Below are 25,709 nucleotides of genomic sequence, written 5' to 3'. Positions count from 1 at the left end.
AAAGCAACTGATATTTTCTAGCAGGTTTGAACTTATTTACAAAACCACCTTGTTTTATTGGCTTTTATCTTCCATCAAAAAGACTTGGTGAAACAATAGCGAAACATAAAGTGGTAAATAAAGTAATTCTCTCTTATTTATATGCTCTTCAATAAAAATGGTACAGATACGGGACAATTATTTTAGATATTGACAAAAGTAAATCTGAGTTAATTTTTTATACAACTAGCTAGAATTTTTCGTCAGGAACCCCAACAATACAAGCTGCAATTTTATGATCTATGTTATCATTTACAGGTAGATCTTCCAAAATTAATTGAAGTCTTTCATAAGAAATCTGGATCCTATTTATTTCTGCCTTTGTTGTTAAAGAATTTAAATTATAAACATAACGTGAGGATTTATATCGATTTCTTTTTTCTTCTAGGTGGGGTTGTAGAATGTCTATCCAAATTTTTGCATATGCCTCAAAGTCAACATCTTTTTTTCTTGGGTGAAACAAATTCAGAAGTTCTCTAACTTTTAACTTGTATTTATAGTCAAGTGTTCTATCCTTTAGTTTTGCTCTTAAAATAATTTCTGCAACTTTCAAAGCCCTTTGTTTCTTTACTGGAAGTAGGTCTATTTCTTTATTTTGAAGGATTCTTAGATACTTTCTAAGATACTTGTCATTCCATTTCACTGAACTACTTTTCTTTGAAATATGACTTCTAAGCTGATCGCATATTTCAGGAAACTCTGTATAAATTCCTTTTTCAGAATTTGGTTTGATAAAATACCATTTAGGACTTTTATTCCCATCTCCTCTTGTTGCAAAAAAGCACCATTCAGATTCTGTCTTTAAAAAGCTAACTTTCGTTTTTACAGTGTTCTTTACCCCTTTGTATTGTTCATATTCCTCTTCTGAAATCAACTGCTTATCCCCTTCTTTCAAATCCATTATTGGTTGAAAACTATCATGTATCCCTTCCCAAGAGCTATCTTCAGAAAGGTAGCTCTCAAATTCTTCAATAATATCATCAATACTTTCTACATTTTCAAAATGCCTATGCTTTAATTCTTGTGGTGGTTGAAAATTCGCACCCCACATTGTTGAAATAATATCATTTAGTTTAAGTAATCTTTTATCTCCTTTTAATGAATAAACCTCTGAATCAATGGGCCAATACATGTCTATTGATTTGTGCAAAGTATCCATTCGATCTACTCTTCCAAAGCGTTGCTCCACAATTCTTATGACGCTCGGCAAATCCAACAGAGTTACTGAAGAAGCCAACTGCAAATCTACACCCTCTGACATTTTATCAGAGCACAGCGCTATTATGCTTTCTTTGTCGTGTGAGGTTAAATGAAATTTCTTCAACACATCTTCACTATCCTTTTTATTTGACCCTGTAGCAGCTAGAACATTGATTTTCGGATGATTTTTCTTAATCAAATGTTTGAAATAATTTAATGTTACCACAGAACTATCAAATGCAATTATTTTTTTATGACTATTCATTTGATCAACTAATGTTTCAACCTTACCTAGAGCTCGACTATTAGATAGTGTTTTTGTCAAATCAGCAATTTCCATATAGATTTTATATTCCTCTTCACATGCGTTTAAGTACTCTGTTAAATCCGTCAACCATAAAGGCTTTTCGCAATCTTTAAAAATTCTGCTTATTGCAGGAACTTTATTAAAGGTTATTAACTTATTGATTTCTGATAACTTAATTTTATTTTGTTGATTTTTAGGACAATGAAAATTCTCTAACTGAAGTACCTCATCCAGTCCTATGATATGCTCTAACAAAGCAACTTTTGAAGAGCGAAGCCTAGAGCGAATCATATAAATGGACAGTTTTTGAGCAGCATGAATCCGATTGTTCAAATAGCCTTGCTTATGATCCTCATCAAGATCGAATTTTGGTTTGTTTATTCTTTTTAAATATGTCAGTCCTTTCAATTTCTGACATAGATCATTTATCTTTAAGACGATTCGTATATCTGATTCAGTTTCTTTCGTCTTGTATGTTTTAGCTATTTGATTGGGAAAACGACATTCAGCTCCAAGGGTATTTATATACTTCTTAGGCTCCTTATCAATCTGTCTATTGATGGCATATTTAGTACGTCTGACCGTAAACTTACTGACAAAACTTCTGAGCATCTCAATATTAGCCTCGTTCTCTAAGTTTGGTTTACCCTTTAACTCCGAATACGCTTTAAAACTATTATCATCTAAATTATCGACATCCAATAGTTCCACGATTTTCAATAGATCATTGATTTTCTTATTTATTGGCGTGGCTGTAATCAAAATTTTAAAATCAGCACTATTTTTCCTGATTGCGTCACTCCGTTTTGTGGAGAGATTGAGATAATTGTGTGCTTCATCAATCGCTAAAATATTAGCGAGCTTTAACTCATTAAGGGCTTCCTCTAACTTTTGTTTTTTGGCATTACTTAGTATACCAGAGGATGTTTGGTTATTAGTGATTGTGGAAAGGTTCATAAACTCATTTTTCCACTTTTTGACTACTAATGGCGGACACACAATCAATGAATTATCCTTATCTCTTCTACCCGTTTCCCAAAGCCAATTTTTCAGTGCTAAAATAATAGTTGAACAGAGTTTTGTTTTACCTGCTCCTGTTGGATCCGCAATTAATACATTCGAATTTTCCTGTAAAATTGAAATAGCTTGTGCCAATCCTCGCCATTGGGTTGGCCAAAGCTTAGTGTTCTCCAATTTAGACATGAGCAATTTATACTCATCGAGCCACTCACCTTCCAAAACTTCTACCATGGCCCTCGCCAAAGCATCTTTCCAATCGACCTCTTTTATTAAATCCTGTAAAAGCTCAATAATCTTATCGTAATCTTTTGCCTTATCAAAGTAGTTATTTGCAATTAGTTTAATATCATTATACTTGTCCAAATTTACATCAGCCAACACTCTCATATTAGCTTCAGTTTGAATAGTTAAGCCATTTTTACTGAAATTAGATGAGCCAAGCATGGCCATCCTATCACTTGCATAAATTTTTGCATGAAGTTTATCATAAAACCTAATATGAACCGATTTGTTTTTAATTTTTTCAATGAGGTTAATCACACTTCCTCCAGAAAGAATTGACAAACCTTTCTTTAACCAATACTCTCTTATCTCCCTTTCAAGTGGCCACACATGATAACGTTTTCTTCCCATTGGATTGGGCTCAAAGCCAAGAACAATCTTAATGTCTTTTAAATTCTCATGTTCTTTATTTCCGAAAGTATCAATAAGATGGGAAAGCGATGTAAAACCTGTTAAAATAATGAGCTCTTTGCAAAACTCTATATCGTCTTGCAGGGTTTCTTGAACGGTTCTGTTATACGTTTTTAAGTTGAGAGGAAAATGTTCCTGCTTTGGCCATAATTCAAATGGTGTAATCGCCTCTTTACCAAAGTCGAGTAAATACTGCCCAGTATGTTGATTTTCAGTCATATCAGAGCCCAATTTACAACAAACCGACAAGAAAACCCGCGTATTAAAACAATTCGAAACATTGTTAATTCACTTTTATATGTTTTCAATACGTATTAAAGCGAATTAAAATGTTTTCAAGATGGATTAAGTTGTTCCAAATTGTACAATTGTACTCAATCAAATTATTAAGCAGATAATTTGAAGACGCTTTTGTATTAACGAAATTATATTAAGTTATTACAGATCCTAGTATTATTAAACTAATATTCTATTTCTAGAATATTTATACAATTTCTTTTATATAATAGTCTCTCAATATTTTTTTAAACTTTTCTGAATTTAAACGATTAGCTCTTTCTTTAATTTCTTTTTGACTCAGATAGTCAAAGTCGAATTTTTTTACTTTTGATTTTGTTTCTTTTAGTAGTTTAAGTGCCTCTTTTGTAAAACCTCCTGTACTCCATATTTCAAAACGCTGTCTCCTCTCTGGATATCTACTGGATACCCAACCTCTAATTTCTTTTACTTTTTCAGATAAATACTCCTCTATATAGTCTATATCTACTGGGTAATTGTAGCCTTTACATTCTACTGAGCATACTTCATTTTCTGTAATGGCTAGAACATCTATCTCTCTACTTCTAATACTATCTAAAACGGGTACTCTCTTTCCAATATTAATAGATTGGGAATATTTGCTAAAGTAAAAACCAACAGCAAGTTCAAATAAATCACCTCTCAAATTATTCGTTTTACCATCGATAAGCTTTGTGAGCTTACTCATTAGTGAGAGGTATTTTTCTGGTTCGGTTTTTAATATTGCACCAGCATTTGTTACTGTGTTTATTAGATTTTTTATTAAATCACTGTAATCTTTACCATATAGCTCTTTAATGGATGCTACTAGAATACCATTGCTTTTTAACTGATTTAGAGCTTTAATACCTATGCCGTCAACCAAAAGAACGGGAAATAACTTGAGTGTTGGGTTAGATGCTTTAATTGCAGCTAATTTTTTGATAAAAAAACTAATGGCATCTTCATTAGTAATATTACCTATTAAAATATCGGCAACTAAAAATCCAGGTTTCTTTCGTTTATTACTATAACCTATCAAGCCATCAATATAGGTGGGTGCAGTGAATGCAAATTGAAAACCTCCTACGATGTGGTTGTTTTTTCCTTTTTTAAAAGAAACAAGCCCTATGTTTTTGCTCCAAGTTTCAAAATGTTGAAGTATCAGTTTTTTTGATAGTTCAATCCCTTTTATATGTCTAAAATTGGGAGCAGCCTGTTCAGCAATTGATATGTTTAAACCATATTCTCCTTCTCTTGTTTCTCTTATTAAATTATGTTTTTTGAGCTTTTCTATTAATGAAGAGAACTTCATATGTCCAGATACTAGCTTAACTGGACTTATGGAATAGTTTGGTAATTCCTCGGCAGGAATCAATCCGTGATGATATTTGATAGCATTAATTATGGCATAACACCTTTTACCATCAGATTTAAAAGCATCAACTAAGTCATCGAAATATTCTGATTTTTGATAATTATCTGCGTGATAAATAAAGGATTTTTTATCTGAAAAAAGGCCTGTAATTTTATGAATAGGGCTACCTAATCTTTGAATACGTTTACGAGCGGCGGCGTTTGAGATACCTTGATTTTTTGCTATATAGCGAGCTAAATCACCTGATAAAACACCTCCCTTTTTCTTTATATACTTTTCTAATTTTGTCACACCACGCTATTTATATAATACTAACTATCTGGCACCACTGTATTTTTTAATTCGATTATATCCCACTCTTTTTTATCCAAATCTTTAAGATAGGATTCAAAACGGCTTTCCTCAACAGCAAATGCTAATAGATGTGTTGGCCTCGAAAATCCTACATAAGCCATTTTTGCAGATTGCATTATCTTTTCTAAACCAGCTCCTCTATGATTTTTAATCGTTTCTGTTATATGCGTTCCAATAAACTGGTTCCTTAGCCTTTGAGATTCATAGCTTCCATATCCTGTACTAAAGAATGTTTCTAAATACAGAGTTGCAGTATGTGTTTGTCCTTTTACTGAATGAACTGTGCCTACATTGATTCTGAACCCATCTTTATCATAATAATTTACTGCTTCCACTTCCTCTTCCTTAACAGGTGTATAAACTGCTGGATTGTTTAGGAACTCTACTGAATATCTTAATTCACAATCAAAAAAAATCAAAAAATCCGGTATGTATTTTTGAATTTCACTCTTTATTGATTTTATATCTTTATCGATTAGCTTGATGGACCAATTGTATAGATGAAGTTTAAAAATAGGATATTCATTAGGTTTAGATATTTTAATATATCTAACCATACGAGTAATAGTATAGCTTCTTGCAAACTCGTCTTTAGCACCTTCCATACGTAGTATTTTAACTAATGCATTTAATATTGATTTGCGTCTGGCAGCTAAAGTGTAATCTTCATTTGAATGCGTATGAAAATAATCTTCTAGGGTTTCAAAATCAATTTTACCTTTATCAGGTGTTCCTTTTAGGAAAGTGTGATAATCAGAGAGACAAATTTTATCGTCGTGGTCGTGATTTTTACGCCATCCAATAGCGTGAAATGCATTGGGCTTGTTTTCGGGAACTAAACCACTTTTTAAATACTCATTTAATTTTGTTGAAAATGTGGGAATAACTTCTGTTACTAGTTCACAATTATAAATTATTAAAAGTGGCTTTAGAGTAATTTCAGTGCCATTACTATTTGTTCCTCTCCCTTCAAGTTCTGAAGGCGTAATTGATAGTTTTGACACGATATTCGCAATGGGTTTACTCAATCTATGGCTACCATTAATAAATAGTTTATCCTTTCGTTGTTTCCATATATCTATAGTACTGATACTGTTAGAAAATATACTTTGATTTACATCACCTAAACGCTGGAATATAGAATTAGAATAACCCATTGCGAATAAGGTTTCCAAGAGCTGAAGTTGATGCTGCTCCATATCTTGCATTTCGTCAACAAACACAAACTGAAACCTTTTTTGTATCAGTTCTTTGTATCCTTTGATATCGTCTAGTATAACATCAGCTAAAGCATAGGCGTCATCAAAATGAAGGATTCCAGCTTCCATCACATTCATTTTTGTAATCCATAACCATTCACTAATTCTTTCCAGTTCTTCGATAGTGAAAGGTATTCGTCTTTTATTCGGTGTTTTTACCTCAAGAGCATCCCCATTAATTGATTTTTTTAATGTAAAAACACCATCATAAAAAGAAAAACGAAAATTGTGTAGCACATTAAAATTAGAATTATAGTAAAGAGCATTATTTTTCTCTTGTTTGCTAAATCCTGTTTTTCCGTATGTAAAGTATTTTTCAATAGCTTCTGAGTAGATTTCATTGTCTATACGAACAGGTTTTCGCTTAAACTTATTGACATAAGCAGGAATTGCTAAAAAATTATCTACAAAACTTTGAATGGTACCTACAAAATTTGGATAAGAAAAAAGTTTAGGACAATGATGTCCAATTCGTTCCATAATCTCATTAATTGCTGCATTTGTATGTGATAAAACTAAAACACCTCGGTTTTCTGGTAAGGGAAGTCTTTTTTCAATAATGAGAAGTTTGGCTAGTAGTGCTGTTGTTTTTCCACTACCTGGCACTGCTTGTAAATCAATAGTACTTAAATTACGAATGAAGCACCTTCTTTCTTCATCAAAACTTTGACCAGGCTTTAATAGAATCTCTTCTGCATAATTTATGTCTTCGTCAGTAATCTCAATCATTACAAACGTGTTTTATAGCATTAATTAAATATTGGATTCCTGTTTCATCTTCGGGAATAGCAAGTATTGTATGTCTCTCAATAGCGGCTGCTAACTCATAAGCAATAGCTGTTTTTTTTAAACCTTTATTTATTAATTTTTTCCCTAATTCCGTTTCGATATTATCGACATCAATTTGCGGATGAATTTTTACGAAAGCTTCTTGGAATAGTTTTGAAAGTGTTGGGGATTTGAATAATGCATATTCTAATGTCCAATCTTCAGCGACAAATGTCTTTACATTTTGAAATGTGAATTTTTCAATTATTTTGGCTTTCTTTTCCAATGAAGCAGTTTTTACAGCATTTTCATCTTCTTTTACGTATTGTTTGATAGGTTTGTTTTGCTCATTCAGAATCAATTGTTCACTATAAGCTTGTACATCGACATCTGTAATTATAGAAACAGGTGTATTGATTAAATGAGATTCGTTTTGCCTTAAATATATTCTTGAATATTGTTGAAACGCAGTATTTCCAACATTAACGATTGAAACTCCTGCCTCGGTTAAGTTCTTTTTAACAATTCCTTGTTCTTTTAAACGTTGTACAATGGCAGGTAATAAGATTTCTTCAGACCATCCTTCAACTAATATTATGCCGTTAGCGAAAAACAAATTAGCTTTAGTAACATCTAAAAATCGTTCTAAAAATGTATACTCCGTAGCTTCTAATTTAGTGTATTGTGGCCCCATTGGAAAAGCATAGTCCTCTGAGCATAAAATCAAATTTTCCAATTTAATTTTAGAACCTAAGTTAGGACTATGGGTAGAAAGAATGAGTTGTATGTCTTTCTGCTTCTGTAGAGCTTCAATTATTTGCATCTGTGCTTGAGGGTGCAAATGTGCTTCTAACTCTTCTATTAATCCTAATCTTATTCCTGTCCAATCTTTTTTTTGAAGATGTAGAAGTTCAGAAGCCATAAATAAACGGTTTAACGTTCCAAGTCCTGGGTTAACTTCATCTTTTATTGATAGTTCGAGTTTTTCTAAAATATTTTTTAATCTATCGCCTTTAACACCAAATGCAGATTCTTTAGATTCGTCATAAAAGGATTTTATATAATTATCGATTTCACATTTAAGTTCCTTTCCTTTTAGCTCTTCATTTGGGAGGTCTTCATCTTTATTGTTCTTTCCTAGGAAGTACTTTTCTACAGAATTATTAAAGTCTTTAAAAAAGCCTACTAAGAGATGGTCTATATCTTTTCCTTTAAAGGCTTCGTGACCTTGTAGAATCTGTGATAATCTTGAATTTTTACGTGGTACTAATTCCGATTGGGCATCTCTTAATGGTCTTAAATAAGTGGTTTTCAAAAAATCTCTAGCTTCTGCGTTTAGTTGATAACCTATTGGGTCAACGCCAGCCTTAACATCAGAAGGTATAATCTTATTATTGGGAATACTTCGTCTAACATCCAAGATTAATCGTAAATAGCAACTTACATTTCCGTCTTTATCTTTTTCCCAACCAAGCCATTCTGTAAAGTTCTTTGCTTCTGCTGCATTTAAATTTTCAAAGCGAAGCTCAATTCTTAGGTGCTCAGTTGAGTTGTAAAAGTCATCATCTTGAACCTTAAACCATTCGTAGCTATGAGTTTTAAGTACAATTTTTATAGCGTCTATTATTGCACTTTTTCCAGAATCATTTTTACCAACTAGAACATTTACACCTTTAGAGAAATTCAAATCAAGATGTGGCCTATCTAAGCTTATAGAGTCTAAACTTCCGTATTTTCTAAAATTCCAAAGTTTTATATTTTTCAAATACATAGTAAAGTATTTCTTACTCGAGTATACAAATAATATTGATCCCCCCAATTTGAAATCTTGATTTTGAAAACACTCTTAAAATATTTATTCATATTTTAAATAAAGTTTCAATCTGCATTATGTTATGCTTAAAGATTGATTATTGGAATAGTCTAAATATAATGATTTTCAACAAGTAAGAGATTAAAAAAACTATTTGTTATTTATTTTAAAATCATTCAATATTATTATATTTTGTTCTATTAACACTTAAAACAACAGTATTCGATTAGCTTTTTAGAAGGACATTCGTAAGAATAAGTTTTAAAACACACATCGAGTGAAAGCATGTTGGTTCCAATTCCAATCTACTTTGTCTTAAAATAGACGTTAAAATTGTACTGCAACCGGATATTTGGCTTGTAAAATAAAAAAACAGAATAAAAGTTAACGCTTAACAGCAATAAAAGGTATTGGATCGTTTTAGTCGTACTTATTTCAAACAGCCCAATAAAGTCCTATAGTTATTAGAAACTGTCTTGTTGGCTTCGGAATAAGTACAATCCCATACTTTCGATAACTGAATAATTATTTCTTTAACATCACTAGGTTTGGCGGGTTTACCATTATATTCTATAAAGGGGCCATCAGTTTCTGTTAGAATTTTATTTTTGGGAATTTTTGAGACCTTGGATTGACCTGAGACACTTTTCAGCATTGCAGTATTAATTGAGAAATAAAAGCCAGCGTTTGCAATTTCATTAATTAGATTGATTGGACCGGAATACCAATGAAATATTGCCGCTTGTACTTTAAACTCAATTAGGTTGGAAAGCACTTCTCGCTCAGCTTTTCTTGAATGAATGCTGAAAATTTTTTTTCTCCCTTCTAGGCTTTTCAATATCATTCGGAAACTTTCTATCTGAATATCCTTTGTTGAAATACCTTCTCTTGAAAAGTCTAGACCTACTTCGCCTATGTAGCTCGTATTGTCAATTAATTCTAAAAAATCAGGAAACTCTCTAAAGTGATTTTCTGCATAAAGTGGGTGCATACCCAAAGCCAATCTAATCTTTTTCAAAGACTTGAAATATGGTAGTCCCATCTTGAAATGACTTGGAAGATTAGTCATTGATATAACTGTAATACCTTGTAAATCCAATTCTCTGAGTAGTCTTTCAGGATTGGGATATAAATCAATATGGCAATGCGTGTCAATCATTGAATTTTCAGTATTTCCTTCAACTCTTGATTGCCTTTATCCCGAATCCAATTCAAAATTTCAGCCCTAGAATTGTGCACTAATTCTGCATAAGCATTAAGATCCGAGATTTCAATACTACCATTTACCAAAAGATTTCGTTTGATATCGACAAGACTCATTGGTGTACCCAGATAATCAAACAAAGCACGCACATCGGGTTTAGCCTCTTCAATATTTTTTATTGTTAGAAAATCATTTCCATAAACATCATTATCCCATCCTTTTTTATGCAAGGCTGCTCTTCTGTATATACAGGGCATACAGATACCACATTGTTTGGCATAACGATTCTGCCAATATCTCTTATGACCTCTTTTGCCACAGGAAACGGAAAGGGGATAAGTTCTTTGAAGTACATCTTCACTATTACACTCAACCACCATCTTTCCCTTGGTGTCAGTATTGAATGGATTACTCAATTTAATGTTAAGATTTGCAAGGCGCGCAGATTCTTGCAACTTTTTTAAAAAATAAGGGTGTGTAGTTCTAGTACTCAAAGAACTACTTCGAGATTTTGTTAAAGGATGGTTTAGGGATATAGTTCCGTTTTCAGGAATTAATATTGTATCTAGAGACGGTACTTTATTTAATAAATAAGCAGCAATCCCGATAAACAGTATAGACCTACTTCTTTGATTACCGTCTCTGATTATTTTATTGCCATCGCTATATCGTTGAGAAAGGCCAACGGTGGCTCTAATATGTTTATACTTATTTACAAAGCTTTGTTGAAATTCTTTAAGTATTAGATTTTGGTCATTTTTAGGACCATTGTAGGCAGGATCAAAATGAGATACTAGCAAACCTACTTTGTCATCTTGCAAATTATTTAACTCATTAATGGTGCCTATCAATGAATCAAGACCACCAGAAAATAGACTTACGAATTCAATATGGGAATAATTATATTTAGGTATTTTACTTTTCCAACGCCTTTTTTTAGGTAAATAAAGAGTAGCTACCTCTAACTTTCTAAAAGTTATATTCCAAACATCTCCTGTTAGAAAATCAAGTGTTTCTTTTAGTGAAGAAATCGCAGGTTGCCAATCATCAATGTTATTGACGGGAAATTCAATATCAATCTCTCTAGTCCATCCATTGTACGAATAGAACTCACGAGCTAACAAATCATCAGTACCATAAACGATTGCTGCAATCAAGAAAAAGTCAAAACCTAAAGATGATGTCTCCTTTGCAAAATCATATAAGCTATGGAAATGTGCTATATTTAATTTTACTTTTTTCTGTTCTCCATTAACTTCTCGACATAAAAATACTTCAGAGAATTGCCCACTTTTTGCAGGATTTAGTTCTACGTTAATTCTCATCTTCAAATACTTTTAAAACATCTTCTTGAATATTCTTGATAACCTTATCTCCATCATCTCCACCCCAATTGATCTTGTCAAGAGGATTGGTTTTGTTCATTTCTACCAGGCTGGAATTTATAAAGTCTTTAATCTGTTTAAAGAGGCTTGAACACTCCGTTTTTCCTTTATCTTCCACTAGCTTTTCATAGAACATTATTGACAGGTGTTCTAATATATAATAGCCGAAGTAAGAAATAACAACCTCTTCTAAAGATTCGTTGTCAAGTGTAGATTTCAAAGAGGCTTCCAAATCATCAATAGTTTCTGCTCCTTCAGCTAGTTCTTCCAACAACTTTCTCGTGGCTTCTTTGGCTGCACTATCGTCAATAGTGGATGCGGGACCACTACAATATTCTATTAGGTGGTTTATAATATCTTCGGCAGATTTGGTCGTTAAATCTGTAAGACCAATTGAATTTAATGCTTGCGATAGATTTCCGCCATTAGAGGAAAAACTACCTAAAAACCTTCCAATATTTTTTGCATTTCTAATACCACTTCTACCAGCTATACGAGAATTTCCCCTTCCTGCTCTTTTAGAACCACCCACTACTCTGACAAACTTCCCTGCTATCTTTCTTAAATTATCATTTGGTATTTTTGCTGTAGTGCAATTTGTCGTAACCTCTCTACTCAGGTCTCCCCATTGCGGTTGCCCTTTTACCGAAGCTGAATATGATTTTGAAGTACCCATATATTATTTATTGAATGCCTTTGCAGCTTTTGATTTAGACTTTGAAAACAGCTCGTTAAGAAAATTCCCAAGTACCGGATTATCTTTCAGACCTCTTAAATCAACACCAACTGCAGGCGGTATTTTTTCCAAATCAACCAGATTGAGCAAGTATTTATATGATTCCTCAGAACCACTTATCCCTTCTTCTATCATAAATTGAAAAAGTTTGTACGATATAGTACTTTCTTGATTTCTCTGCGCCATAGTAGCAGCAAACTCAAGAAACTGATTTAATTCTGATTCATTTAGAAGCTTGACATCCTTTTGTATGATGGCTTTAGCTGCTTTAGTAGGAAGTCCTTCTTGATTTAATTTATTGTATGTGGATTTAATGATTGGCGGAATAAGACTTGCTCCAGCAATGGTAGATGAGATATTATCTCTTGATATCCAGAAATAATCGCGTAGGTCTATTTCTGATAAGGTAGGTTCTACTTTAAACCATTTTATTACCTTATCCTTATTCCAATTACTATAATCGTTATTGGTTAGGAATTCCCTAAAATCATTTTCAGATGATTCGGAACATTTGGCTTCCAGTTCCAATATTTGATCAGGCCTTCCATCTTTTGTTGATTGCCATTCGTAAAGCTTTAAGAATAATGGCAGTTCTGTGTATTCAAGAATCATCAATTTTGCTAAAACAGATTCATCAAAACCTGATATGTTTGCAACTTTTGCAAGTCTATTTCTTAAAATAAACGTATTTAAAAATCGCTTTATTTGTCTTGGATTTCCATACAGGCTCTGCGTAATGATGGATGACAAGGCTGGAAGCGAACCTAAACTTTTAGATAAGTTTTCATAGTCGTCCACCCCAATTTCGTCCTTAATATTAGTAAGTCCAAAAACGCTATATCTATCGGTTTCTCGAAAAACGTAAAATGCTTTTAACACTTTTTGGAAAACTTCCTTAGTTAATTCACGTTTACAAATTAGCAGCGATATATAGGTTTCCACCTCAGAATCCGACAACTTTGGAAGGTTGTAAGGAACTTGAATTAGTTTTTCTAAATAATCATTGACAATTCTATTTCCTGTTCCTTGCTCAACATCTCTTACTTTAAATCTATGTGAAATAGCATCTCTCACTATTCTGGGGTCTGCCCCTATAATAAATGCAGTATTATCTACATTGAGAAAGAGTTTAATTGCTTCAAGATTCTCTATAATTCTGTCTGGTTGACAACGGTCTAAATCATCGATTATAATTACAAGTTTACTTATTTTGGATTCTTCTATTAATTCCTTAAAATTTTCACGAAATTCTCTAACCAACATAGAAGGATCTTCTTCTGGCACGTCTTTAACCAAAGACTTCAAAAAATCCTCTGCTTCATCGCCTTTTAGCTTTTTAACTATATCAGAGCTCTCTATTTTGGACAGTTTTCCTGCTAAAAAAGGTAAAATGGAAACTCCACCTGTTAAATAAGCTTCGGCAACAGGTAATGCAATATTTTTAAAGCCTAGGCCTAAAATCCGCATCCAATTAACTGAATTTATCAGCTTTTTAGCTTTCTGTTTTATTTCGGGACCAAATCTTTTGTTTTCTTCAAATTCTTTGATTATTGATTCTAATAGAGCGGCCTTGGCATCATCATACCCTTCGAAAAGCCAGCCATTGAAATACAGCACGAATGTGCCATCTTTCTCCTGTCTTAATTGGTCACTCAAAATTTTTAGTATGCTTGACTTACCACTTCCCCAATCCCCAAAAACACCCATAGTTATGGGTAATAACTCGGCATCATTGATTACTTCAGAAATTAAATCTGCGTGAACCTTAAATCCTAAGAGGTCTTCAGTTGTTTCATTATCTGACCACATAAATGATTAATTGTTTTATTTTTTCACAATATAATCAGAATGTTAAAAGTTTTAAGAAAAAAAGCTACTTATCTTCAATATTTTCTTATTCCGAATCTCTGTTATCATCAGTAATTTCTTTCTGATAAATCTCAAAAGCAATTTTACTGGTAGTGTCCAAATCTATCTCCAAGTATTCTGTTCTTATATAGAGCAAAAAAGATTTGAATACCTCAATTAATTTTTCCCTAATCTTTAAAAGATAATTATACTCTTGTTGAGATTTATCATTAGGAAAAATATCCGAAGGGGCATAATACTTATAATAATTGCCAAATCTATCAGGATCATACTGATGACCATAAGCTAGGCTAATTGACCAGTTTTTATTCAATTCAGTTATTAATGACATCAATTCTTTATTATATATATGGAAAGAACTACTCTCAACAACTTCTCTAAAACCTTGTTGATAGTGAAATATATGCTTAATTATTCGTGAAGGCATTTCTTCTAAAAAATAATCCATAGTTGGAATATGCACATACTTTAAACACCATTTCAGATTTGCTATGTCAATGTTTCGCTTCTTTACTTCGGGTGATATTTTTTTAGCATCAATCTTTTTTAGAGGTTTTTGTTCGATAATCGTTGCTAACGCACCTTTTAATATCTGAGAAAGTTGAGCTTTTCCAGATTTATCATTCTTATCTATTATACAAAATGGTGTTGTTCTATGGCGATCAATATCAAAAGGAAGGTCTTGCGGAAAAGTGCCAAAAGCTTTATTAAACAGCAAAATAATCCGTTCCCATCCTAATTCCGCAACAGCATATCCAAGTTCAATTAAAACGTTAGGGTTGGAAACTTTTCTGTTTTTTGTGTCACTTGAATTGATTGTCGTTAAATCACAAATAAAAATATCTGCTTTTGAAATTTTCTCAAATATCGTGAAAGGTATATTTGGGCTTCCAGCTTTATCTCTAGTCGCTTCGTCAAGTTTCACAGAAATATCCTTAATTGAATTTTCAACCTCATTTGCTGATATTCGTAACGACTGTCTTATTCCATTTAAGTTTGTTTCTTTAGGCAAATCAGATTGCCAAGAGTAAAACACAATGATTTTTTTATCCATAATTTTTTGAATATTAACTACTACCTAAAAGTTCCTGCCATCAATCTTATTTCCGAATATTAAGTTCCAATTTCTTTAGTCACATATTTCAGTTCTTTTGTTTTTCCTGTAATAAATACCTAATTCCCTTTTTCGTATCCACCAAACCAAAGGTAGCTCCCTTTTTTTTAGATTCCATTTATGAAGGCCCCTTTATAATTTTAAACTATCTGACTTACATGATTCTAAAGGTGAATTAATGGACACTATTCTTGATTGATCTTATTCGCCTATTATTTTCATAGACATAATAGGACAAAAATCCAATTAATGAAATTCCAGTTATTAATAAGCCATACTTCAAGTAATTACTTTCTTGCTTCAATTGCCTCACATTGGAAAGTTCAACCATATTTAAATCTTGCGAAGATAAAATTTCAATATCATATAGATCAGTATCAATCATTTGTACAAATTTTATAATAATCTTGATCAACTTTATAATAGTGAACTGTATGTAGTGCATAACAGTTCTTCTTTATAATCTCATTATAATGTGCATGGGTGAATAGAGAAAAATTAAAACCGGCACCCCTAAGATGTTCTTTATGAACTTGGACTTCTTTTCTGCCGCTCAATAATTTCAATAAAACCTCATATTGCTCCACTATCGGCTTAAAAAGTTTGGCAAGATCTTTTCGCTTAGTGTTATTTCTGTTGTTATTATAGGTAGTCCTACAAGTACTATTGGTAAATATTTGATTTGATCGTTTGGGTATAAACTCAACCCCACAGTATGGACAAATCCGCTTTTCAATTTTATTTTTCATAGTAATTCATTTAAATAATATTTACAAATATAGTTATTTTTAATATTTAATATTTACATTTGTGTAAATTTAATAATTATGACTGACCAATTCCATATAAAATTCGGAGAATCTTTCTACGAAAAATATATACTCCCTAAAGATTTAGGGCTAAAATCAAGACAGGTTTCCTATTGGAGAGATAACAAGGTAATCCCCTATTTCTTTGAGACACATCAAAAACATGGACGTATGAATATTCCAGAAGCTATTTGGATAATGATTATTAAGGAACTCAATGACATTGGTGTCAGCACTGAAAAGTTAAAGATACTATCATATAAAGTTTGGGATGTCCCAAAAGAAAACAAATATGCAGATCAGGTAATACTGAAGAACATTAATTCAAAAAAGTCTGGTCTTTCAGAAATTGGAAAAATGAATCTTAAAAGCCTACTATCAGACGAAATGGTTATGGACACCTTGAGGGAAGAGATGAATCATTTTACAGATATGCTTAAGTCGTGTATAGCCTACATTAGCCAACCACATTACATCATATACAGTCCTCTTACAGATGAACATGTTTTTCTAAGTAATAATAACGATCAATTTTTAAAACTAAGTAGTCTGACATTTAAATATCCGATAATTTCAATTCCGATATTGGACAAATTATCAAAAATTATAAGTATAGATCTAAACATCAAAAACAAGAACTTGAAATATCTCAGCAGTATAGAAAATCAAATAAGAGAAATTGTATTGTTCAAAAAACCTAAAGTGGTTGAAATCGCATTTGATAATGGACGGATAAAGCCCAGGACGATAACAGAAAAACATGTTAGGCAAGAAGAGCTGTCAGATTTCTTTATAAAGAATAAAATACCAAAAGGAAGTAAGCTTTTAATTGACCCAAGAAGTCAAGACAACTATAAGTTAACTTTAATTACTAAATAAAATGAATATCAAAGTAGAACATATTCGGTTCCTGAATATACAGCCCGATTTAATCCTATCTCGTTATGGGCCGAAAATCGCTACAGGAATTACAAAGACAACAATTATTAGATAATACTGAACTTGAAGAGCACCTGTCAGTAAAGTTCAATGAATTAAATGAAGAACAAAAAAACGAATTGGCTTTGAGTTTATATCAAATTACTAAACTCATCTATGATTCGGTAAAATAAACCTCTATGAGTAGAAATAAACAAATTACTATTTCAGATTTTAAAGGAGCCATTGTATGGTCCTATACAAGAGTATCTTCAAAAGAGCAATTTTTAAAAAATGGAAGTATCGAAACTCAAGTTAAACGACTCAAAGCTTGCGCTCATGATAACAGTTTAATAATCACTAGAGAGTTTGATGCTGAATACGAAAGCTCTAGAAGAATCAATACACAAAAAACCTTAAATGAACTTTTAAATGCAATTAAAACCACTTCGAAAGGGCAAAGACCGAAAATAATTTTGATTTGGTCACCAAGCAGGTTTGGTCGTGCTGGCTCTGAGCATATTGAACTTTTTGTGAGTTTAAGACGAAAGTATAATGTGTATTTGTACTCCGTTAGCACTCGACACAATACATTTACCGAACGAAATGAAAATGAATTTTCAACTCAACTGCTTTACGCTCAAAAAGAAAATTTTAACAGACAAGATGTGATCATCCCAGGAATGATTAATGTTCTGGAAAAAGGAACTTTCTTAGGCAGAGCACCAAGAGGTTATGATCACTTTGGTCCCAGAGTATCTGATCCATTAAAAGTACAGGCAAAACAAGAGATAAAGCTTAATTCGGACGGAAAACTAATTAAAGAAGCATTTAGGTTAAAACTCTATAAAAATTATGGTGACAAGGAAATTCAAGATTATTTAAAGTTGGAAGGACTATATATTCCTAAACAAAGCCTCAACAAAATGTGGTCTAATCTGTTTTATGCTGGCTACTTTAATAATAGTTTAGTTCCTGATACTGATATCAAAGGACATTGGAAGCCAATTATTACTAAAAAGGAGTTTGTTTTATTACAACAAAAGCTTAAAAACTCTGTTCAGATTGGCATACCCAAAATCAACGGGAAATTAGAAACTCCATTAGTACCAAAGTTTTTGATTTGTGACGACTGCAACACCAATATGACCTCTTATAAGAACAAAAGAAAGCAAATTTTGTATTACAAATGTTCATCCTGTAACAAAACAGTTAATGCTAATACAAGAACTAAATCCCTTTCGGAAGGTATACATCAGCAATTTTCTGATATACTAGAATCTCTAAAGTTATCTAAAGCTTTTCAAGGTTTGTTCTCAAAGCAACTTGAGAAAATTATTGAGAATGAAATATCAACAAGTGCAGATGAAAAGCGGCAGCTTAACTCTGAGATCAACAAGCTTCAAGAACAATTTGACAAAATAGAATTTAGATATGCTACAGATGAAATTTCGAAAGACATTTTTGAAAAACATGGATCAAAGCTTAAAGAGCGGATTGAAAAGAAAAAACAACTACTACTGAATCTTCCATCAAAAATATCGAACCACAAAAAGGTAATGAATTATTTCTTTAAAATAGCTGATAACCCGCGTCACTTCTACGAATCACTGGATTACCACAACAAAAGGCTTTTCCAAAACATCTTATTTCCTGAAGGATTCCGTTTTTCCATGAAAAATAAGGAATGTCGAACCAGTAAATTGAACATTCTGTTTGAATTAACTAATTCATTTTTAAAACATTACGACCCTAAAAAAGAAAAGACCCAAACAGAAAAACTGTTTGAGTCTCATTTAGTAGCGGGAACTGGACTCGAACCAGTGACCTTCGGGTTATGAGCCCGACCTTGACCGCTTTTACAACACAAACATAGGGTGTTTGAGCTGATACTTATATGAAACCGTGTTCAAAACCGTGTTCTTAGTTTTGTCTACATGATTAAACAATATATTAGCCCAAAGGTAAATTTTTCCACATATAATCTTGCCATTTTTATAAGAATTAATTTATCCATACTATTTTCTACTTTTTTTTAGATATCCATACTCATATATAAATAAAAAAACATTTCCTTTTTAATTTTTCCAATAGTGTGCAAAAAAGGATTTTTTTAGGATAAAAGCCCTTTAGATATTGCTGTAAATCAATATATGAGCACTGATAAACAAAAGCAAAAACTTGTCATATCCGGAACATAATACTCAAAAAACGATATATTTGTTTGGATATAACCAGTTAGCAAATATTAAAACCAAATACAATGAAAAAAATCAATCTTTACCTTATCTTATTTCTATTATCTGTATTAATAATTAACTGTGAAAGTGATGATAATACAAATGAAAACAATCAAAATGATTTAGAATTAACACCCGAAACGATAGTTTTGAATGACGAAAATTCTTCTAATATTATTTCAATGGATGAAAATGAAATAATTTTTAACAATCAAGATAGTGTTATAAATCAAATTGAAGTTAATGATATTATTGTGTCTGGAATAAGTGATAACGCACCGAACGGTTTTTTAAAGAGAGTAACAAGTATTGATAATACAAACAATCAAGTTAAAATTACAGCTACAGATGCAAAAATAACTGATGCTATAAAAAATGGTTCAGTTTCTTTTAATGAAACTATTGACCCTAATGATGTTGTATCTGTTGACACATCTGGAGAGGAATTGAACAGAAATAGCAACTTTGTAAATTCAGAGTTTAGTTTTGAAATAAATAGAACCTTTGATTTAGATGGTGACTCATCAACCGTAGATGACAGAATAAAATTTGAGGGAGATATTGATTTTAATCCCTCTTTTGAATTTGATATAGATATTATAAATCAAGAAGTTGACCATTTTCTTTTCAAGTTAGTTTTTAGCAACACAACATCTTTAAAAGTTGAATATGATTATTCTATTGAACATTTAGGCATAAACAAAACTTATGTTTTAAAAACTGTCACTTTAAGCCCAACAACTATATGGATTGGTTCTTTTCCGCTAGTTTTAACAAGGCGTGTAGTTTTTGTTTCGGGTATAGATGGAGAAGTTAGAGCTCAAATAATAGCTGAAGCATCAAATACATATACTACAGAATTAGGTATAGAATATAATCAAAATTCTGGATGGCAAAATATTAATAATCAAAGTAATGTATTAGATGGGAGCCTTACAGCACAAGTTGAATTATCACTTGAAGGGTGGGTTCAGCCAAGACTCGAAATGCGACCTTATGGTGTCAACGCAGCAAAAATATTTTTAGCAGCCAAAGGTGGTTTAAAAGGAGAACTTATTGCTCAACCAAATACATTTGACGCAAGCCTTAAATTTACAGCAACTTTTCTTGGTAAGGCACAAATGAATATTTTCAGCTCATCAATTGTTGATTATGAACAGGAATTTTGGTCTGACGAATTTCCAATCTGGAGTGATACATTTTCAAATGGTCAAGTGCAAGATTTAGTAACTATTCCAAATGGCACACCAGTAGGATTAGCTTTAGATGGCAATGATTTATACATTGGAGATATTAATAATGCAAAAATTCATAGGTTAGATATTAGTCAAAGTAATCCTACTTTGACAGACTTTGTTACAAGCGGAGTTTCGTTTCCGGGTCTAATTGAAATATCAGATAACAAACTATATGTACCACAAGCTAGTAACGTATCTAGTGCTGACATTACTCAAACAATCTCAAACCTTAACAATATAGCAACAACAAATTTTTCATTTGGTGCTGTAAGAAATGGAAATGACTTGTATACTTCATATAGAAACGAAGGTAAAATAGTTAAATTTGATTTAACACAAACAAATCCCACAGCCATTGATGTAGTTACTGGTTTAGGCAATATCACGCAAGGTATAGCATTAAATGGAAATGATTTGTATATTGCCAGAAGCGGAGATAGTAAAATATCAAAAATTGACATTACACAAACGAATCCTAATATTATTGATGTTGTAACTGGAGTGAATCCAATAGACTTATTGATAGTTGGTAATGACTTATACTTCTCAGGTAACGATTCTGTACAAAAAATTGATATTACTGAGACAAATCCTACACCAATTGTAATTGTTGATGGACTTTCAAGCCCTGTTTGGGGAATTGAAATTTCAAATAATATTCTTTATATGGCACAACAATCTGACAATAAAATTCTTTCGTTTGGCTTGTAATATTATTGATATTTAAGATGAAATGTAGCTAATGAATAATCATAACATTTGCTAACAAAGTATAAGCATAATAAGGGTTTAAAGCTAAAACTAACGGGTAGTTTTGTGCTTGTAAAAGTAGCTTCTAAAACGAAAATAATAGAATACAAACCCCTTACTATGCTTATACAAATCCGTTACCACCAATTTAAAAAAAAACCAAGCCTATGTTCAATTTTTTAAAGAAAGGAAGAGAATTCAACCGATTAGCAAAATCCTTTAACGGAATAAATGTTATGGTTCAAGATGTCTATCCACAAATTCAACAAAATCCAAGTCGTTCAGAATTTGGAGAAACTTTACTTGCAATCGCATTTTTATCATCAAAAGGAGTTGATGATAGAATTGAGGCTGAAAATATAGCTATTGATGCGAAAATTATGGTTCCAACAATTCAAAGAGGATTTATAACAGTAATGTATGCCTATCAACAAACAGTCGGAAAATTACATATAATGGCAGAACAACTTGATATGTCTGAAATCGTGCAAGAAGTTTTAGATAAAGGTCCTGCGTACTATAAAATTGAAAAAACTATTCCACCACAACTAATTGATAATATTTAAGATATGATTTGGATTTTACTAATAATTGGAATTATTGGCTTTGTTCTATATAATTTTTTTCGTGATAAAGACCAAATGCTAAAACGTCAAGTTGATATGCAAGGCGGAATGGCTAAAAAATATGAATTTCTTGTTGGCAAGCTAACTCAAGAACCAAGCGCAAAAGTTGTAAAAGTTACACGAGACCAAATTCATATTCGAGCAGAAGGACAAACAACTGCAACAAATTTTATTATTACAGAAACCTTCAATAAAACCGAAATTGAATGGATTGGACAAATGGCAATGTTAGGGAAACATAATCACAAATGGACTTACCCACATAACTATCCACAGCAAAAAATGCTCGATGAAATCGGAGAATATATGGAATGGAAATCAAATCAAATGTTTAACTAAAAAATTAAAAAATGGGACTATTCGACATTTTCAAATCAAAAAAAGAAATTAAAGAGGCTTTAAACGACCCTTCAAATCCATTGAACAATCAGAGCTACGAACCGACTGAAAACAAATCAAAATATACAGAAACGCCATTTGGAAATTTTACAGTTGAGGATAGAATTTTTTTGATTGCTAAAGGAGGAATTGTAGAATTAAAACAAGCATATAAAGATTTAACTGACGAAGGTAAATTTGAGGTTATTCTGTTCAATTCAACAATAGCAATGTGGTATTATTCAAAGAATAATCCTGACAATCCAATAAACAATCCAAAATATATAATGAAGATTGTAGACCAAGCTCGAACATATAACATTCCGACAGCTGAAAACGAACTGATGGGTTTTATTGTGAGCCGATTGGGATTCTATGCCAATGAATTTAATCAACTTTCAGAACCAGAAAATGTGCCGAGTAAAATATTTTCTTGTTTTTATGAACACCCTTTATCAAGTCCAGAACCAAGTTTTGATTTAGGCGAAATTTTTCAATTTAAAATGGCTTTGGGAATTATGATAAAATGGGTAAAGGAAAACACAAACAACATCGGATAAAAAAACTGGTGGTAACAACGTATATAGCTCATAGCTGGGCAGTTGCTTAATCGGAAGTTCAGGCATATTTGCGAAGTCCGCCAAATTTTTTAATTTGACGATTTCCAATAAAAAAATAAATAGTAAAATTTAAAAATCTGGCTTGTGCTTAATCCGAAAATAATTTTCTAATTTGCACGCTACGAGCCATATACAATACCGTTACCACATATTAAAAAATGACAAAGTTTAATAAAGAAGATATTGAGCCTCTAGATTTTATAATTGACAAATGTCTTGAAACTGGATTTGTCGTAACGGCAGATTCTCTAATAAAAAAAGGATTTATTAAGTTAACCGATAAACAAGGTTATGGAACTTTAACACCTCTTTTTAATGCAACAAAAGAATTTGTTAGATACTTAAGCATATTAGATAATTATGACGTTTGTGAATGTAAATTTGAGGAAGATGCTGAATTTGCTCGAGCAAATCGGAAAACCTTACATTTTCAAAAACAAGGTGGATTTAAAAACCTATATGCAGAATTAAAAGCTGAACATAAACTAGAAAAGAGAAAAAATGATTTGGAAATAAGCAATCTTGAACTTCAACAAGAAAATTTTACATATCAAAAATCAATCAGAGCAAAAGAAGAACAAATCAGAAATCTTACAAAAGCAAATTTGAGACTCGGGAATTGGGATATTCGATTTAGATGGTATATAGCAATAGTTTCTTTTATAATTGGTTTTATAATCAAACATTTTATTGACAAATAAATTTTCAAACAACAAATTAAACTGAATCACAAATACGAATAAAATTATAGAATAAAACATGTGGTAACAACGTGTATAATTAATTGCTAGGTCTAGCCTACTTACGAATATTCCTGCGGAATATTCTATCTGTGTTTTATTTGTTAAATTAGTTGCTTAAACACGCAACTAACCATACACAACACGTTAGCTACAATAACCTCAACCTCAACACTATGACTAAAATACAAATTTTTCTGATTCGCTGCGCTAAAAAATTATGATTTCTTAACGTCATAGCGTCAAGGTCGGGATACGCAGAACGAAACAATGACACAGTCATAATTTCCAATGTTCCGCTAATTGTAGCTAACGACTCGCGTTTAACAAAAGAATAGCCCAGCAACCTCTGAAAAACGAGGTTGACTAAATATTTTATATATTGGTGCGCTAAACCAATTATTTTATTATATAAAAATGTTCTAAGAGATAATAAATATAGTGAGTCGAATATAGTTAACAGACGATGTACTCACTATAAAACAAAACCATCGTCTGTAGGACTTAATTTAGACCCAGGTCGTGGTCGACTAAACGTAATCACGATGATTTATGTTAAGTTTAAAAAAGTAGAGGTAAAAGTAAACTTACTTGAACTAGGAATACTTTACATATTACTTTTTTAGTAATTACAAGGGTGCTTTTGTGCCCTTGTTTTTATCATTATCTCAAAGAACATTTATTTTTTTTCATTTGTTTTAATTTTATTTCTACAATCTTATTAACTTGTCGTCGAAAAAGGTTTTTAGCCTAAGTCTGTTACAATAGCTAACAACGTTTATAAGACATTGCTAGTGAGGGCTATTCTTTTGGACGTTGCTTACTTGTTCTCGAAACATCAAGCCGAAAAAGGCTTGTATTTCTTCACAAACGCAACGCCTCATAAACGCGAGTCGTTGCCCACAATACGTGAAAAATCGAAATCTCGACAAAATTCTGTAACATTTATTGGAAACTGTACACTAATTAGTTAACTTTGTCGAGTGATAAGGAAAGTAATAGTATTTAAAGAATATTTCGCTGACTTTTATAAAGCTCAAGACGAAAAAGTACGAGAAAAAATAGGATATGTTTTGGACTTGGTTCGATTTGAAAGACAAGTTCCAAAAAAGTTCTTCAAGTATCTCGAAAACACAGACGGAATTTATGAAGTGCGTGTGATTACGACCTTTAAAAGCATCCGAATTTTATGCTTTTTTGATGATGGAAATTTAGTTGTACTTGCAAATTGCTTTGTAAAGAAAACTCAAAAGACACCAAGAAAAGAAATTAAACTTGCGGAGAAACTGAAAAAAGAATATCTAAAAGACAAAAATAACTGATATGAAAAATGTAACAGATTTTGAGGATATACTCATAGGAACATACGGAAAAAAAGGAACTGAAAAACGTGACAAATATGATGCTGACTCTCTTGCGTTTCGATTAGGTGTTATGTTAAAGGAAGCTCGTAAAGAAGCGAACTTAACTCAAGAGGAACTTGCAGAAAGAACTGGAACGAAAAAAAGCTACATTTCACGAATTGAACGTGGATTGAGCGATATTCAGGTTTCGACTTATTACAAGCTAATTGAATTAGGACTTGGCAAACAGCTGAATATTGAAATTGCATAATGGAAAAGTACTGTGGGCAACAACGTGTATAATTAATGGCTAGTTCTCGCCTACTTACGAAAATCCTCGCGGATTTTCTATTCGGTTTTTATTTGCTAAATTAGTTGCTTAAACACGTCACTAATCATACACAAAACCGTTACCAAAAATACGTAGAAAACCAACTCTATTCAATAACTTAACGCAACAAATCAAGAGGACTCTCAACGGAATATTGTTTTGAAATAGATTTAGTTAAAAACTCCTAAACATCTTAAACGTATCATATCCGTATCATATCCGTGTCATACCCGTGTCAACATAAAACAGATTTTGAGGTAAAATTAAGGCTGATTAAAAGTCTCTACAATGGAATTATTAA

20 protein-coding genes are annotated in these 25,709 nt (G+C 31.9%); 10 read left to right on the top strand and 10 right to left on the bottom strand.

Annotated features, from left to right (window positions below; all coding sequences use genetic code 11):
* Positions 1-229: 229 nt before the first annotated feature.
* The 10 genes from ACRHNM_RS12290 to ACRHNM_RS12245 all read right to left on the bottom strand — a co-directional run bounded on the left by ACRHNM_RS12290 (position 230) and on the right by ACRHNM_RS12245 (position 16,164).
* Positions 230-3,478, bottom strand: coding sequence for an SNF2-related protein (locus tag ACRHNM_RS12290; RefSeq protein ID WP_431136955.1), 3,249 nt, complete (start codon positions 3,476-3,478; stop codon positions 230-232).
* Between the two features lie 265 nt (positions 3,479-3,743).
* A complete protein-coding gene (locus ACRHNM_RS12285) occupies positions 3,744-5,204 on the bottom strand; it encodes a hypothetical protein (RefSeq protein WP_431136954.1) in 1,461 nt (486 codons plus the stop codon).
* 20 nt (positions 5,205-5,224) lie between these two features.
* Positions 5,225-7,255: a UvrD-helicase domain-containing protein gene (locus ACRHNM_RS12280; protein ID WP_431136953.1), complete on the bottom strand. Its 2,031-nt coding sequence runs from the start codon at positions 7,253-7,255 to the stop codon at positions 5,225-5,227.
* Complete coding sequence (locus tag ACRHNM_RS12275; RefSeq protein ID WP_431136952.1) at positions 7,248-9,065, bottom strand: ATP-dependent nuclease; 1,818 nt, start codon at positions 9,063-9,065, stop codon at positions 7,248-7,250. Before ACRHNM_RS12275 ends, ACRHNM_RS12280 begins: the two co-directional genes overlap by 8 nt.
* 472 nt (positions 9,066-9,537) lie before the next feature.
* Positions 9,538-10,266 (bottom strand): Qat anti-phage system TatD family nuclease QatD, encoded by a 729-nt coding sequence (gene qatD / locus ACRHNM_RS12270; protein ID WP_431136951.1) that lies wholly within the window; start codon positions 10,264-10,266, stop codon positions 9,538-9,540.
* Positions 10,263-11,636 carry a Qat anti-phage system QueC-like protein QatC gene (gene qatC, locus ACRHNM_RS12265; protein WP_431136950.1) on the bottom strand — a complete coding sequence of 458 codons (1,374 nt, stop codon included), beginning with the start codon at positions 11,634-11,636 and terminating at the stop codon, positions 10,263-10,265. Before qatC ends, qatD begins: the two co-directional genes overlap by 4 nt.
* Positions 11,626-12,372, bottom strand: coding sequence for a hypothetical protein (locus ACRHNM_RS12260; RefSeq protein WP_431136949.1), 747 nt, complete (start codon positions 12,370-12,372; stop codon positions 11,626-11,628). Before ACRHNM_RS12260 ends, qatC begins: the two co-directional genes overlap by 11 nt.
* 3 nt (positions 12,373-12,375) lie before the next feature.
* A complete protein-coding gene (locus ACRHNM_RS12255) occupies positions 12,376-14,241 on the bottom strand; it encodes a KAP family P-loop NTPase fold protein (RefSeq protein ID WP_431136948.1) in 1,866 nt (621 codons plus the stop codon).
* A gap of 85 nt (positions 14,242-14,326) precedes the next feature.
* Positions 14,327-15,355, bottom strand: a complete 1,029-nt coding sequence (locus ACRHNM_RS12250; RefSeq protein ID WP_431136947.1) for a hypothetical protein — start codon at positions 15,353-15,355, stop codon at positions 14,327-14,329.
* Positions 15,356-15,792: 437 nt separating this feature from the next.
* A complete protein-coding gene (locus ACRHNM_RS12245; protein WP_431136946.1) occupies positions 15,793-16,164 on the bottom strand; it encodes a hypothetical protein in 372 nt (123 codons plus the stop codon).
* A gap of 78 nt (positions 16,165-16,242) precedes the next feature.
* Here ACRHNM_RS12245 and ACRHNM_RS12240 point away from each other — a divergent pair, with 78 nt between their 5' ends.
* From ACRHNM_RS12240 to ACRHNM_RS12195, 10 genes are all read left to right on the top strand, one after another.
* Positions 16,243-17,103 (top strand): hypothetical protein, encoded by an 861-nt coding sequence (locus ACRHNM_RS12240; protein ID WP_431136945.1) that lies wholly within the window; start codon positions 16,243-16,245, stop codon positions 17,101-17,103.
* Positions 17,104-17,168: 65 nt separating this feature from the next.
* The gene (locus tag ACRHNM_RS12235; protein ID WP_431136944.1) at positions 17,169-17,336 is read left to right on the top strand and encodes a hypothetical protein; all 168 of its coding nucleotides are present in this window, start codon (positions 17,169-17,171) and stop codon (positions 17,334-17,336) included.
* A gap of 6 nt (positions 17,337-17,342) precedes the next feature.
* On the top strand, positions 17,343-18,983 hold the full coding sequence (locus ACRHNM_RS12230) for a recombinase family protein (protein ID WP_431136942.1): 1,641 nt from the start codon (positions 17,343-17,345) through the stop codon (positions 18,981-18,983).
* 422 nt (positions 18,984-19,405) lie between these two features.
* Positions 19,406-21,331, top strand: coding sequence for a hypothetical protein (locus ACRHNM_RS12225; RefSeq protein WP_431136941.1), 1,926 nt, complete (start codon positions 19,406-19,408; stop codon positions 21,329-21,331).
* 206 nt (positions 21,332-21,537) lie between these two features.
* Positions 21,538-21,936 (top strand): hypothetical protein, encoded by a 399-nt coding sequence (locus ACRHNM_RS12220; protein WP_431136940.1) that lies wholly within the window; start codon positions 21,538-21,540, stop codon positions 21,934-21,936.
* A gap of 3 nt (positions 21,937-21,939) precedes the next feature.
* A complete protein-coding gene (locus ACRHNM_RS12215; protein ID WP_431136939.1) occupies positions 21,940-22,335 on the top strand; it encodes a hypothetical protein in 396 nt (131 codons plus the stop codon).
* An 11-nt stretch (positions 22,336-22,346) separates the two neighbouring features.
* Positions 22,347-22,934 carry a hypothetical protein gene (locus ACRHNM_RS12210; protein ID WP_431136938.1) on the top strand — a complete coding sequence of 196 codons (588 nt, stop codon included), beginning with the start codon at positions 22,347-22,349 and terminating at the stop codon, positions 22,932-22,934.
* A 218-nt stretch (positions 22,935-23,152) separates the two neighbouring features.
* Positions 23,153-23,695: a hypothetical protein gene (locus ACRHNM_RS12205; RefSeq protein ID WP_431136937.1), complete on the top strand. Its 543-nt coding sequence runs from the start codon at positions 23,153-23,155 to the stop codon at positions 23,693-23,695.
* A gap of 1,022 nt (positions 23,696-24,717) precedes the next feature.
* On the top strand, positions 24,718-25,056 hold the full coding sequence (locus ACRHNM_RS12200) for a type II toxin-antitoxin system RelE/ParE family toxin (protein WP_431136936.1): 339 nt from the start codon (positions 24,718-24,720) through the stop codon (positions 25,054-25,056).
* A gap of 1 nt (position 25,057) precedes the next feature.
* Positions 25,058-25,348, top strand: coding sequence for a helix-turn-helix domain-containing protein (locus ACRHNM_RS12195; RefSeq protein WP_431136935.1), 291 nt, complete (start codon positions 25,058-25,060; stop codon positions 25,346-25,348).
* Positions 25,349-25,709 lie beyond the last annotated feature (361 nt).

Source organism: Psychroserpens mesophilus (genome assembly GCF_050617655.1).
In the GTDB taxonomy this organism is placed as follows: Bacteria; Bacteroidota; Bacteroidia; order Flavobacteriales; family Flavobacteriaceae; genus Psychroserpens; species Psychroserpens mesophilus_A.
This window is presented reverse-complemented; position numbering and strand designations above follow the sequence as displayed.

Bases quoted from the DNA above. Each gene is read 5' to 3' on its own strand.
- ACRHNM_RS12290 (WP_431136955.1), bottom strand. From the start codon at position 3,478: ATGACTGAAAATCAACATACTGGGCAGTATTTACTCGACTTTGGTAAA.
- ACRHNM_RS12280 (WP_431136953.1), bottom strand. From the start codon at position 7,255: ATGATTGAGATTACTGACGAAGACATAAATTATGCAGAAGAGATTCTA.
- ACRHNM_RS12275 (WP_431136952.1), bottom strand. From the start codon at position 9,065: ATGTATTTGAAAAATATAAAACTTTGGAATTTTAGAAAATACGGAAGT.
- qatD (WP_431136951.1), bottom strand. From the start codon at position 10,266: ATGATTGACACGCATTGCCATATTGATTTATATCCCAATCCTGAAAGA.
- qatC (WP_431136950.1), bottom strand. From the start codon at position 11,636: ATGAGAATTAACGTAGAACTAAATCCTGCAAAAAGTGGGCAATTCTCT.
- ACRHNM_RS12260 (WP_431136949.1), bottom strand. From the start codon at position 12,372: ATGGGTACTTCAAAATCATATTCAGCTTCGGTAAAAGGGCAACCGCAA.
- ACRHNM_RS12255 (WP_431136948.1), bottom strand. From the start codon at position 14,241: ATGTGGTCAGATAATGAAACAACTGAAGACCTCTTAGGATTTAAGGTT.
- ACRHNM_RS12250 (WP_431136947.1), bottom strand. From the start codon at position 15,355: ATGGATAAAAAAATCATTGTGTTTTACTCTTGGCAATCTGATTTGCCT.
- ACRHNM_RS12245 (WP_431136946.1), bottom strand. From the start codon at position 16,164: ATGAAAAATAAAATTGAAAAGCGGATTTGTCCATACTGTGGGGTTGAG.
- ACRHNM_RS12240 (WP_431136945.1), top strand. From the start codon at position 16,243: ATGACTGACCAATTCCATATAAAATTCGGAGAATCTTTCTACGAAAAA.
- ACRHNM_RS12235 (WP_431136944.1), top strand. From the start codon at position 17,169: ATGGGCCGAAAATCGCTACAGGAATTACAAAGACAACAATTATTAGAT.
- ACRHNM_RS12230 (WP_431136942.1), top strand. From the start codon at position 17,343: ATGAGTAGAAATAAACAAATTACTATTTCAGATTTTAAAGGAGCCATT.
- ACRHNM_RS12225 (WP_431136941.1), top strand. From the start codon at position 19,406: ATGAAAAAAATCAATCTTTACCTTATCTTATTTCTATTATCTGTATTA.
- ACRHNM_RS12220 (WP_431136940.1), top strand. From the start codon at position 21,538: ATGTTCAATTTTTTAAAGAAAGGAAGAGAATTCAACCGATTAGCAAAA.
- ACRHNM_RS12215 (WP_431136939.1), top strand. From the start codon at position 21,940: ATGATTTGGATTTTACTAATAATTGGAATTATTGGCTTTGTTCTATAT.
- ACRHNM_RS12210 (WP_431136938.1), top strand. From the start codon at position 22,347: ATGGGACTATTCGACATTTTCAAATCAAAAAAAGAAATTAAAGAGGCT.
- ACRHNM_RS12205 (WP_431136937.1), top strand. From the start codon at position 23,153: ATGACAAAGTTTAATAAAGAAGATATTGAGCCTCTAGATTTTATAATT.
- ACRHNM_RS12195 (WP_431136935.1), top strand. From the start codon at position 25,058: ATGAAAAATGTAACAGATTTTGAGGATATACTCATAGGAACATACGGA.